The organism is Dyella sp., assembly GCF_036384435.1.
Taxonomy (GTDB): Bacteria; Pseudomonadota; Gammaproteobacteria; order Xanthomonadales; family Rhodanobacteraceae; genus GSA-30.
On sequence record NZ_DASVMI010000098.1, the window covers coordinates 20,832 to 31,924 of the forward strand.

An 11,093-nucleotide genomic window follows, 5' to 3' on the forward strand; every position below is an offset into this window, starting at 1 on the left:
ATCCATCATTCGCGCTACTTGAATACGCCACGTTCCGAGTCTTGAGTCGCGAGCCCCGCGCATGACTCCCGAACTCGGCCAACTCGCGCTTATCCTCGCCCTGCTGCTCGCCCTTGCACAGGCTATCCTGCCGTTGATCGGCGCCTGGCGCGGCAATCGTGCGCTGATCGCCATCGCACGCCCGGCCGCGGCGGGCCAGGCGGTGTTCGTCGGCATGGCGTTCCTGATCCTGGTCAACGCCTTCCTGCATTTTGATTTTTCGGTGCGCTACGTCGCCGACAATTCCAACCTCGCGCTGCCCTGGTACTACCGCATCGCCGCGGTGTGGGGTGCCCATGAAGGCTCGCTGCTGCTGTGGATCACCATCCTCAACGTGTGGACGGTCGCATTGGCCGCACTGAGCCGACACCTGCCGGAAGTGTTCGTGGCACGCGTGCTCGGCGTGCTGGGTCTGGTCGCCGTGGGCTTTCTCGCCTTCATCCTGTTCACCTCCAATCCGTTCCTGCGCGTGCTGCCGATGCCCGCCGACGGTGGCGATCTCAATCCCGTGTTGCAGGACCCGGGCATGACCTTCCATCCGCCCGTGCTCTACATGGGCTACGTGGGATTCTCCGTGGCCTTCGCGTTCTCGATCGCGGCCTTGCTCGGTGGTGAGCTGGAACTGGCATGGGTGCGTTGGGCACGCCCGTGGACCAATATCGCCTGGGGCTTTTTGTCGGCAGGCATCGTGGCCGGTAGTTGGTGGGCCTATGCGGAGCTGGGTTGGGGTGGCTGGTGGTTCTGGGACCCGGTGGAAAACGCCAGCTTCATGCCGTGGCTGGTCGGTGCGGCCCTGGTACACGCACAAGCGGTGACGGAGAAGCGCGGTAGCTTGCGGGCATGGACCATCCTGCTGTCGATCTTCGCATTCTCGCTTTCCCTGCTCGGTACCTTCCTGGTCCGCTCCGGCGTGCTGACGTCCGTCCATGCCTTCGCTTCCGATCCACGCCGCGGCCTGTTCATCCTGTGCTTCCTGGCCGTAGTCGTCGGCGGCTCCCTGCTGTTATATGGCTTGCGTGCACCGAAGGTGGTCGGTGGCAAGCCGTTCGCGGTGACCTCGCGCGAAACTGCTGTGCTGATCGGCAACCTCATGCTCACCGTAGCTGCCGCGATGGTGCTGCTGGGCACGCTGTTCCCGCTGATCGGCGATGCGCTCAACCTGGGCAAGGTCTCGGTCGGTCCACCCTACTTCGGCTTCCTGTTCACCTTGCTGATGTTGCCGGTGGTGTTGCTGCTGCCATTCGGGCCTTACCTGCGTTGGGGCAGGAGCGACATCCCGCCGCTCAAGCAGGTGCTGTGGCGCGCCGGCCTGGGTGCGCTGGCGTGCGCCATCGTCGCGGCCATCGTCTCCGACGGCCGGGCCAAGGCCATCGCGGGTGTCGGCGCCGCCGTGTGGACGGGCCTGGGCACCGTGCTCTATGTGGTCAAGCGCTGGCGCGAGATGCCGCGCGGCCGCCGCTACCCTGCCGAAATGGCCGGCATGCTGTTGGCGCATTTCGGCGTCGGTGTCTTCCTGGCTGGCGTGCTGCTGTCCGAATCGTTGAGCGTGGAACGCGACGTGCGCATGGCGCCTGGAGAAACCCAGGTCATCGGCGGCTACGAATTCCGCTTCGATGGCGTGCGCGAAACCACCGGCCCGAACTGGAAAGCCGACCAGGGAGATGTCACCGTCACCCGCAGTGGTTCGCCGGTGGCGGTGATGCACCCGCAGAAGCGTTTGTATTCACGCGGACAGGTGCAGACCGAGTCGGCGATCGACCCAGGCATCACCCGCGACCTGTACGTCGCCCTGGGCGAGCCGATGGACCCGGAGCATGCTGAAGGCGCATGGGCACTGCGGCTTTACCACAAGCCCTTCATCCGCTGGATCTGGCTGGGCGGCATGCTGATGATGCTTGGCGGCTTCGTCAGCGCGGGTGAGCGGCGTTTCCGCGCGCAACGTTCGACAGCCAGCGCGCGCGATGGCGTCGCGGCCACGCTCAAGGAGTCTGGCGCATGAGCCGGTTGATCCCGTTCTTCGGCTTCCTGTTGCTGGTGGCCTTGTTCGGCTTTGGTATCTGGTGGAATACCCAGCACGACCAGCGCGAAGTGCCTTCGCCACTGATCAACAAACCCGTGCCGTCCTACGCACTTCCCATGCTGGATGATCCTTCGCACACCGTCACGCGCGACGCCATGTTGGGCAAACCCTATCTCATCAACGTATTCGGCAGCTGGTGCATCGCCTGTGGCGAAGAGCATCCGGTGCTGATGACCCAGGGCAAGAACATCGGCGTGCCGCTGGTGGGCTACAACTACAAAGACACCCCGGAAAATGCCAAAGCTTGGCTGAGCCAGCACGGCAATCCGTACGACATGATCATCGTCGATGCCGAAGGCCGCACCGCGATCGACTTCGGCGTCTATGGTGCCCCGGAAAGCTTCCTCGTCGACGCCAAGGGCGTGATCCGCTACAAGCACATCGGCCCGCTGACCGACCAGGTGATCGCCAACGAACTCAAGCCCGCCATCGCGGCGCTGGGGCGGGAAATGCCCTGATGCGTGCCTTGTCCGTCATGCTCGCTGCCTGCCTGCTGGTATTCACCTGTCCGCTGCTTGCACAGGCCATAGACCCGTTACCGTTCAAGGATCACGCCGAGGAAGTGCGCTTTCAGCAGCTCACTCGCGAGCTGCGTTGCCTGGTCTGTCAGAACGAAAACCTTGCCGATTCCAACGCCGACCTGGCGCGCGACCTGCGCCATGAAGTGTTCGATCAGATGCAGGCCGGCAAAAGCGACGCCCAGATCAAGCAATACCTGGTCGATCGCTACTCCGATTTCGTGCTCTACGACCCGCCCGTCAAACCCGGCACCTTGCTGTTGTGGTTCGGGCCGCTGGCAATGCTGCTGGCTGGTGCGGGCGTGGTGATCTTTACGGTACGCAAGCGCGCGCGGGCTCCCATGCCCATCGACAGCGCGACGACCGATCAAGGGGAAGACTGGTGATATTCGGTTTCTACGCAGCCGCCGCGGCGATGGTCGTGGTGGCGCTGGCCCTGGTGCTGGTGCCGATGATCCGGCACGCCCGGGACGAAGGCCGGCAACGGCAAGTATTCATGCTGGCGTTGGTGATCACCCTGCTGATACCACTGTGCACCGTCGGCCTGTACCTGACGGTGGGTACCCCGGTTGCACTCAACGGCGTTCCCAAGCAAACGCCGATCAATATCGACCAGGCCATTGCCGAACTGCAACAACACCTCAAGGACAAGCCCGACGACGTTCAGGGCTGGCAACTTCTCGCCCAGACCTACAGCCAGATGCACAAGACCGCCAACGCACGCGATGCCTACGGCAAGGTGCTGGCCCTGGACCCGAACAATACCGCCGCCATGGTCGGTTGGGCCGAGGCCGACTCGATCGAGCGCCACGATCACATGATCGACGGCCATGCCCTGGAACTGCTCGAACGATCCGTGCAACTGGAGCCGGACAACCAGCGCGGCCTGTGGCTGCTTGGCATCAGCCGGTTCCAGCATGGCCGATACGACGATGCATTGACTGCATGGCGCCAGTTGCAGCCCCTGCTCGAACCCGGCTCGAAGGTCGCGCAGGCCGTCGCCGAACAAATTGCCGTGGCCCAGGCACGCGCCGGCGGCGCGATGCAACCGGCGACACCCGAGAGTGCGCCGAACGGGCCAGCCCTGGATATCGAGGTGTCGATCGCTCCAGCGTTGCAAGACAAGCTCGCCACCGGCGATGTCCTGTTTGTCTACGCACGCGCCGAGCAGGGACCGCCAATGCCGCTGGCCGTAGCCAAGCTCACTCCCGGCACATGGCCGATACATGTCACACTCACCGATGCCATGGCGATGGCCCCCCAGATGAAGCTGTCCAGCGCAAGCCGTGTCTTCGTCGGCGCGCGTATCAGCAAAAGCGGCCAGGCCACCGCCCAGAGCGGCGACCTGGAGGGCGATGCTGGCGTCGTCGACGTCGCCAGCAAGACCCCGATCAAGATCACTCTCGACAAGGTTCATTGATGAACGACGCCCGTCGCTACCACGACTTGCCCTCGCCTTTCGCCATGAAACGTGGCGGCCAGTTGCATGCCGCGCGCGTGGCTTACGAAACCTGGGGGCAGCTCGATACCGACGCCGGCAACGCAGTGCTGATCCTCACCGGCCTGTCGCCCAGCGCGCACGCCGCGGCCAATGCAGACGATCCCTCCGCCGGTTGGTGGGAGGGCATGGTCGGCCCTGGCAAGGCGATCGACACCGACCGCTGGTTCGTCATCTGTGTCAATTCGCTGGGTAGCGACAAGGGCTCCACCTGCCCGGCCTCGATCGATCCGGCCACCGGCGAACCCTATCGCCTGAGCTTTCCAGAGCTTTCGCTGGAAGACGTCGCCCAGGCGGCGCATTCGGTCGTCACCGCGCTGGGCATCGGCCAACTGGCCTGCCTGATCGGCTGCTCCATGGGCGGCATGAGCGCGCTGGCCTATATGCTGCTGCACCCCGGCAGCGTGCGCACGCACATCAGCGTGGATACCGCGCCGCAAGCACAGCCTTTCGCCATCGCCATCCGCTCGCTGCAACGCGAAGCCATCCGCCTCGATCCCCAGTGGCAGGAGGGTCGCTACAGCGACGACGCCTATCCTGAAATGGGCATGAGCATCGCGCGCAAGCTCGGCGTCATCACCTATCGCTCGGCGATGGAATGGAACGGTCGCTTTGCACGCATTCGCCTCAATCCCGAACAGCGTGACGACGATCCATTCGGCCTGGAATTCGAAGTCGAGTCGTATCTCGAAGGCCATGCGCGCCGTTTCGTACACACCTTCGACCCCAACAGCTACCTCTACCTTTCGCGCGCTAGCGACTGGTTCGACGTTTCCGAATACGGCAACGGCAGCATCCGCGAGGGCCTCAAGCGCATCCACGTCGAGCGCGCCATGGTCATCGGTGTCAGCACCGACATCCTGTTCCCGCTGGAGCAGCAGGAGCAGATCGCCGAGGGCCTGGAAGCGGCTGGCGCCCAGGTCGACTTCGTGGCCCTGGATTCCCCCCAGGGTCATGACGCATTCCTGGTCGATATCGACAACTACAGCCGTGCGATCGGCGGGTTTCTCTCGTCCCTGCAAGCTTGAGTCTCCGGACGCCAGGAGATGGGGAGCGAGGGCGCATGAATGAAGCCTGCCAAAAAATGCCTGCTCACCCAGGCACCTGAGCGGCCCGACGGGCCAACCTGCCTTCCATCTCATGCCCCTGCGGCATCGGTGTCATTTCCTCCCCCACCAACCGCGCGGTAAACTCGGCGCGTAACCAGCCGTACCGAGACCCCCATGCTCACCCTGGAATTCCCCGGTAGTCGCAAGCTCATCGACGCCATCGACGCCGCCGTCGTCAAGGCATCCACCCCGGCCATCACCGACAGCCTGCGCAACAGTCTTTGCCAGCTGATCCGCGGCAAGGAAGTGCAACTGCCCGACTGCGTCTTCGAGACCGCCGAAGGGCGCTACGCGCGCCGCGAGTTGTATTGCAGCGAAGAGCACGGCTACTGCGTGGTAGCCATGACCTGGGGCCCCGGCCAGGGCACGCCCATCCACGATCACGACGGCATGTGGTGCGTCGAAGGCGTATGGAGCGGTGCACTGGAAGTTGTGCAGTATGAGCGCTTGGCCGACGAAGCCGGCATGTGGCGTTTCCAGCCGGTCGGCTCCATCCAGGCCGGCCCCGGCTCGGCCGGCAGCCTGATCCCGCCGCACGAATACCACACCATTCGCAACCCCACCGACGAGGTCGCGGTCAGCCTGCACATCTACTCCGGCCAGATGACCCGCTGCGCCGTCTTCAAGCCGGTGGACGAAGATGCCCACTACGAACGCCAGGAACGCAAATTGGGGCTCGACCCGGTCCATTGAAACATGCATAATGGCCCGCTCACACGTGCCGGTGTGGCGGAATGGTAGACGCGGTGGACTCAAAATCCACTGGCAGCGATGTCGTGTAGGTTCGAGTCCTATCACCGGTACCAGTTGAGGGTTTCAGGCATAATCACTGAGAGCTATGAAGACACAAAGACCCGCTTAATAGCGGGTTTTTTGTTGCCTAGCGTGTAACCCATACAGTTCCATCAAGGGCCATGAGAGCCCAGCTACTCTGTCGGTACTTTTGACGGCATTTTGTGCATGATGCCGCCGAAAGGCGTTAGACACACGCACCGCGTCGGGTGCCATCAAGCGCCCGCAAGCGACGGATGACGCAGGCGAAAAAGCGTGGACCAGCGGGTACTGTTAGCGCCCCCTCCTCGTCTCGTTTGGCAAACAACCACGCCCGCTAGATGCCTCGACGTGGTCTCTGATGTCTCGCAAATCCCGGGCAACACACCACGCAAGCTGCATTGAAGCTCTCCCCGCCTGTCTTTGTCCGCCCTGGCGAAGCTACGCGCAAAGCGGAATAGGTAGAGCTCGATCTTCACGGCGCTATCTGACGCATCCCTACGAAGCATGAAGATGAGCTCCCCCATATCGTCCCACTTTGAATGCAAGCCGTGATGATTATGCTCAAGCCGCATGCTCTCACAGGGAACGACGTGCCGGCCTTCCCTGCACTTGACGCATCATATCGCCGCTAACGATCAACCTTCTGTCAGGACCGTAACGCCGCCTCTTCCTGTTCGCGCGCATAGCGCGTCGGTGGCATGCCGGCATGGCGGGCGAAGGCGACGCTGAAGGTGCTGGCCGAACTGTAGCCGACGCGTTCGGCGACTTCGGCAATACCGCCCTCTTTTTGCCGCAACAAGTGCTTGGCCAGGGCCATGCGCCAGGTGAGCAGGTATTCCATGGGGGCGACGCCAACGGTGCGGTTGAAGCGCTCAAAGAATGCCGAGCGCGACAACGCGGCCTCGCGTGCCAGTTGTGCGACGGTCCATGTCCTGGACGGGTCTTCATGCATGCGTCGGATCGCCACGGCGAGACGCTCGTCGGCCAGGCCACGCAGCAGGCCCGGTGTCACGCTGGCGCCTGCGGTGACGCGCAACGCCTCGATCATCATCACTTCCAGCAGACGGGCCAGGATCTCCTCCCTTGCCGGACGCCGCTCACGCGATTCGTCACTGACCAGTTTCACCAATGACGCCAACCGATGATCGCCACGGATATGGATCAACTGCGGCAGCAATGACACCAGCAATCCCGCATCCGGTGAACTGAAGGCGCAATGACCCACCAAGGTCACGGTATCGACGGGCACATCCTCGGGGCCAAGCCGGTATTCGCCTCGTCGTACTTCCACAGGCACGCTCTGTATCTGCTCGGTCGTGGCCGGGTCTAGGCTGGACATTACGAAACCATGCGAAGCCGGTATCAGGATGAAATCGCCCGCCTGCAACACGACCGCAGGCTGCCCATCGACGGCCAGCCGACTGCCGCCTTCCAGAATCACGCCATAGAACAACTGGCCCGCGTCGGTCCGCCGGATTCGCCAGGGGCTGGAGGAGCGGACGAGCTTGGAGTGCCGGGCACTGGGTTGAAGCAGGGAAACGATTTCGGCAAGCGGATCGGTCACGACCGGACTCCTGCAAAAGAAACCTGGACTCCTGATTGTAGCCAGTCCAGCGGACGGAGCCTATCGTTTTCACATCCCTTACCCACCACAGGAGCTTCCCTTGAAAACCGTCCTGATTACTGGCTGTTCGTCCGGATTTGGCCTGGAAACCGCTCGCTATTTCCTTGAGCGCGACTGGAAAGTCATCGCCACCATGCGTTCGCCACGCGAGGACATATTGCCTGCTTCCCCCAACCTTCGCGTACTGCCGCTCGACGTGACCGATGCACAAAGCATCCGCCAGGCCGTGGAGGCGGCCGGCCCCATCGACGCCCTAGTCAACAATGCCGGCGTGGGCGCGCTCTCGGCGTTGGAAGGCATGGCCATCGACACGGTGCGCCTCATATTCGAGACCAATACCTTCGGCACCATGGCGCTCACGCAAGCCGTGTTGCCCCAGTTTCGCGAGCGCAAGGCGGGTGTCGTGGTGAATGTCACTTCCACGGTCACCCTGAAATCGTTGCCGCTACTGTCGGTCTATACGGCGAGCAAGGCCGCGGTCAATGCATTCACCGAGTCGCTGGCCCTGGAACTGGAAGCCTTCGGCGTACGTGCACGCCTGGTGCTCCCCGGGCGTGCACCGGATACGAATTTCGGCCAGAACGCGCGCGTGATGATGGAAGGCGGCATTCCTCAACCGTATGCACCGCTGGCGGAACGCGTGTTTGCGAGCTTTGCCGAGGAAACGCCGCTGATCACCAAGTCGATGGATGTCGCCGAGGGCGTGTGGCGTGCGGTCAATGATCCAGCCAGTCCCATGCGCATTCCTGCTGGTGCCGATGCAGTGGCATGGGCAGCGGGATACTGACCAAACCGGGCGTGTGATTGCCTTATAGGTTATGTCCATCGCCCGAGCTGCCGTTCCAGGCCGATTATGCCGGGGGCATCGTTGAGTGCACCCCGGCGATAGCGATATGTCACCTGTCGTAACACGATCGATATCGCGCAACAGATAGCCGGGCCATATCGCATTCATTCGATCTTTCCATTGGACGTAATGTATACAACCGTGATTAATACCGGGCTTCCCCGCAAGAAGGTGCATACGCATGTCCAGATCCACGCTTACGTCCGCATGGTTATCGGCCCTGGTGTTGCTGACCATGGCTGGCGCCAGTCACTCGCAGGACGCCAAGCCACAAACGGCATTGGCACTCGCGGGCGAAGGCGTGCAGATCTATACCTGCCAGGTTCAATCGGGCACGGCCAGTTGGGTCTTGAAGGCACCGGATGCCACGCTACGCGATAGCCATGGCAAGACAGTCGGCCATCATTTCGGTGGTCCGAGTTGGAAACTGGATGACGGCAGCACTGTGGTCGGCGAAGCGCTGAGCGTGTCGCCTGCCCCACAGGCTGGCGCGATCCCATGGATTGTCCTGCACGTCAAGAGTCATGACGGCCAGGGCGGCCTGGAAAGTGTCGACTACGTGGTGCGCACGCAGACACAAGGCGGCGTGGCGCCTCAAACAGGTTGCGACGCGGCACATGCCGGCGTTGAGCTGCGTGTTCCTTACAAGGCGACTTACCTATTCTTTCGTCGCTGAGCGGCGCGCCTGAGTCAGCAGATGTCCCTACCATAGCCCTGCGCCAAGCCATTCGGACGCATATCCGCAGGCTCGCCTCGGCAGGGCATGCCCCATGGAATTTTTGGCTCGTGGCGCCTATCGCGTCATGCCTTGGCCTGCTGCCCTTCACGCATGCGGTAAGCCGCCGTCGTGAGACAAGCGCCGAGCACATAGATGGCCGGTGGCAACAGGCCTCGCAGCAACGGTACATAGCCTGGCAGCACAACCACGCCAACCCAGACCACATCGGCCCAGCCAATCACGAGCAGGTTGCGCCAGTATGCCTGGACATCGCCACGCCAGTTACCGATCGCCACGATGATCGCAAACAACGCGATGCTGGCCATATAGAAGGCCAGTTGGAATGTCCGCCCCTGGGCAATGCCAGCCTGCCCTGCACCTAGACGCCAGATATCCAGCGCCACATAAAGGTGAAAAATGCCCCATGACGCATAGCACAGCGCACCGATTCGACTGGTAAGGCCATAAGCAAGCGAACGGTTCATGACAACGCTCCTGGCGATGCTTTCTATCCGCTTCGTCGGAGCCGCGTGTCAGGTTACGCGAAGTAGTCTGTAACCTTTATGCCAGGAGCAACGAAGGAAGGCATGCACAGGGCTCGTTTGCCCGTGTTCTTCAATCGTCTGACAAGGAATTTTCGTCATGAAAGCTCGCATCGCAAAACTCGTTTTCGGCCTGTTCGGCCTCATGTTCGCCGGCCACCTCCTGGCCGACGAGGTACCGTTCAACCAGCAGCAGTTCGACCAGACCGTTGCCGCCGGCAAGCCGGCGGTGGTGTATTTTCACGCGGACTGGTGCCCGACGTGCCGTGCCCAGCAACCGATCGTGAGTCGGCTGGCAAAAGAACCCTCATTCAAGCCTGTCACGATCTTCGTGGCTGATTTCGACAAGGAAAGCGCGCTGAAGAAGTCGCTGCGCGTTGCACAGCAGTCGACTTTCGTGGTGTTCAAGCAAGGCCATGAGGTCAACCGCTCCACCGGACAGACGCAGGAATCGGCGATCCGCGCCACCTTGCAAGGGGCGTTGTAATGGATTTCAGCCCTGCCACTTACGCCATTGGCTATCTGGCAGGCGCAGCTTCCTTGCTGTCACCATGCGTGCTGCCGATTCTGCCGATCCTGGTGGGATCGGCAGTTTCCCGAAATCGATTCGGCCTGGTCGCTCTCGCGTTGGGCTTGGCGCTATCGTTTTCGATCGTGGGCATATTCATTGCCACGATCGGGGTTTCCATAGGGCTGGATTCAGAGATATTCAGACACGTGGCCGCGGCGCTCATGTTGCTGTTCGGCGTGGTGATGCTGGTACCACGCTTGCAGGAGGGGTTCGCGCGCCTGACATCCAGAGTCGGCTCTGGGGGCCAGAAAGCCCTTGGGAACGTCAAGGGTGAGGGACCGTTAAGCCAGTTGCTCATCGGATTACTGTTGGGTCTGGTTTGGAGCCCTTGCGTGGGCCCCACGCTGGGAGCCGCCTCCACCTTGGCCGCACAAGGCCGGGACCTGGCGCAGGTCACCTTGCTCATGGCGGTGTTCGGCCTTGGGGCAGACACCCCCTTGCTGCTGCTTGGTCTAGTGTCGCAGAAGGCCATGACTCGAATGCGAGGGTCGCTGGCCCATTGGGGTAAGGGCATCAAGATCGCCATGGGCATCATGTTTGTGGTGTTCGGCGCACTAATACTTACGGGCCTGGACCGGCCGCTGGAAGCTTACCTGGTGTCGGTCAGCCCTGAATGGCTGACACGCTTCACTACTTCGCTCTGACAAGCGACCACTTATGCTTCGGCTTGACCTTAGCCCACGAGGAAACTCCGTGATTCGCTTCTATTACCATCCGACCCCCAATCCGGCCAAGGTCGCGCTGCTGCTAGAAGAATTGGGGTTGCCCTATGA

General features: G+C 62.2%; 12 protein-coding genes and 1 tRNA gene. 11 read left to right on the forward strand and 2 right to left on the reverse strand.

Annotation, left to right across the window (positions count from 1 at the left end):
• The first annotated feature begins 61 nt into the window (after positions 1 to 61).
• The 7 genes from VF436_RS09940 (at position 62) to VF436_RS09970 (ending at position 6,050) form a co-directional block, all read left to right on the forward strand.
• On the forward strand, positions 62 to 2,038 hold the full coding sequence (locus tag VF436_RS09940; protein ID WP_330903861.1) for a heme lyase CcmF/NrfE family subunit: 1,977 nt from the start codon (positions 62 to 64) through the stop codon (positions 2,036 to 2,038).
• A complete protein-coding gene (locus tag VF436_RS09945; protein ID WP_330903862.1) occupies positions 2,035 to 2,577 on the forward strand; it encodes a DsbE family thiol:disulfide interchange protein in 543 nt (180 codons plus the stop codon). The genes VF436_RS09940 and VF436_RS09945 overlap by 4 nt, the downstream gene beginning before the upstream one ends.
• On the forward strand, positions 2,577 to 3,023 hold the full coding sequence (locus tag VF436_RS09950) for a cytochrome c-type biogenesis protein (RefSeq protein ID WP_330903863.1): 447 nt from the start codon (positions 2,577 to 2,579) through the stop codon (positions 3,021 to 3,023). Before VF436_RS09945 ends, VF436_RS09950 begins: the two co-directional genes overlap by 1 nt.
• Complete coding sequence (locus VF436_RS09955; RefSeq protein WP_330903864.1) at positions 3,020 to 4,057, forward strand: c-type cytochrome biogenesis protein CcmI/CycH; 1,038 nt, start codon at positions 3,020 to 3,022, stop codon at positions 4,055 to 4,057. Before VF436_RS09950 ends, VF436_RS09955 begins: the two co-directional genes overlap by 4 nt.
• Positions 4,057 to 5,163, forward strand: a complete 1,107-nt coding sequence (metX, locus tag VF436_RS09960) for a homoserine O-acetyltransferase MetX (RefSeq protein ID WP_330903865.1) — start codon at positions 4,057 to 4,059, stop codon at positions 5,161 to 5,163. Before VF436_RS09955 ends, metX begins: the two co-directional genes overlap by 1 nt.
• Positions 5,164 to 5,358: 195 nt before the next feature.
• Positions 5,359 to 5,937 carry a cysteine dioxygenase family protein gene (locus VF436_RS09965; protein ID WP_330903866.1) on the forward strand — a complete coding sequence of 193 codons (579 nt, stop codon included), beginning with the start codon at positions 5,359 to 5,361 and terminating at the stop codon, positions 5,935 to 5,937.
• Between the two features lie 27 nt (positions 5,938 to 5,964).
• Positions 5,965 to 6,050 (forward strand) — tRNA-Leu (locus VF436_RS09970).
• Between the two features lie 614 nt (positions 6,051 to 6,664).
• Here the strand turns inward: VF436_RS09970 and VF436_RS09975 are convergent.
• Complete coding sequence (locus tag VF436_RS09975; protein WP_330903867.1) at positions 6,665 to 7,582, reverse strand: AraC family transcriptional regulator; 918 nt, start codon at positions 7,580 to 7,582, stop codon at positions 6,665 to 6,667.
• A gap of 100 nt (positions 7,583 to 7,682) precedes the next feature.
• Here VF436_RS09975 and VF436_RS09980 point away from each other — a divergent pair, with 100 nt between their 5' ends.
• Both VF436_RS09980 and VF436_RS09985 read left to right on the forward strand, forming a co-directional pair.
• Positions 7,683 to 8,429 (forward strand): SDR family oxidoreductase, encoded by a 747-nt coding sequence (locus VF436_RS09980; RefSeq protein WP_330903868.1) that lies wholly within the window; start codon positions 7,683 to 7,685, stop codon positions 8,427 to 8,429.
• A 241-nt stretch (positions 8,430 to 8,670) separates the two neighbouring features.
• A complete protein-coding gene (locus VF436_RS09985; RefSeq protein WP_330903869.1) occupies positions 8,671 to 9,165 on the forward strand; it encodes a DUF3455 domain-containing protein in 495 nt (164 codons plus the stop codon).
• Between the two features lie 125 nt (positions 9,166 to 9,290).
• On the opposite strand, the gene VF436_RS09990 is transcribed toward VF436_RS09985, so the two are convergent.
• Positions 9,291 to 9,692, reverse strand: a complete 402-nt coding sequence (locus tag VF436_RS09990) for a hypothetical protein (protein WP_330903870.1) — start codon at positions 9,690 to 9,692, stop codon at positions 9,291 to 9,293.
• Between the two features lie 157 nt (positions 9,693 to 9,849).
• Between VF436_RS09990 and VF436_RS09995 the strand changes: the two genes are divergently transcribed.
• The gene (locus VF436_RS09995; protein WP_330903871.1) at positions 9,850 to 10,236 is read left to right on the forward strand and encodes a thioredoxin family protein; all 387 of its coding nucleotides are present in this window, start codon (positions 9,850 to 9,852) and stop codon (positions 10,234 to 10,236) included.
• Positions 10,236 to 10,964, forward strand: a complete 729-nt coding sequence (locus tag VF436_RS10000) for a cytochrome c biogenesis CcdA family protein (protein WP_330903872.1) — start codon at positions 10,236 to 10,238, stop codon at positions 10,962 to 10,964. Before VF436_RS09995 ends, VF436_RS10000 begins: the two co-directional genes overlap by 1 nt.
• Positions 10,965 to 11,093: the final 129 nt, after the last annotated feature.

Bases quoted from the DNA above. Each gene is read 5' to 3' on its own strand.
- VF436_RS09940 (WP_330903861.1), top strand. From the start codon at position 62: ATGACTCCCGAACTCGGCCAACTCGCGCTTATCCTCGCCCTGCTGCTC.
- VF436_RS09965 (WP_330903866.1), top strand. From the start codon at position 5,359: ATGCTCACCCTGGAATTCCCCGGTAGTCGCAAGCTCATCGACGCCATC.
- VF436_RS10000 (WP_330903872.1), top strand. From the start codon at position 10,236: ATGGATTTCAGCCCTGCCACTTACGCCATTGGCTATCTGGCAGGCGCA.
- VF436_RS09950 (WP_330903863.1), top strand. From the start codon at position 2,577: ATGCGTGCCTTGTCCGTCATGCTCGCTGCCTGCCTGCTGGTATTCACC.
- VF436_RS09945 (WP_330903862.1), top strand. From the start codon at position 2,035: ATGAGCCGGTTGATCCCGTTCTTCGGCTTCCTGTTGCTGGTGGCCTTG.
- metX (WP_330903865.1), top strand. From the start codon at position 4,057: ATGAACGACGCCCGTCGCTACCACGACTTGCCCTCGCCTTTCGCCATG.
- VF436_RS09995 (WP_330903871.1), top strand. From the start codon at position 9,850: ATGAAAGCTCGCATCGCAAAACTCGTTTTCGGCCTGTTCGGCCTCATG.
- VF436_RS09990 (WP_330903870.1), bottom strand. From the start codon at position 9,692: ATGAACCGTTCGCTTGCTTATGGCCTTACCAGTCGAATCGGTGCGCTG.
- VF436_RS09985 (WP_330903869.1), top strand. From the start codon at position 8,671: ATGTCCAGATCCACGCTTACGTCCGCATGGTTATCGGCCCTGGTGTTG.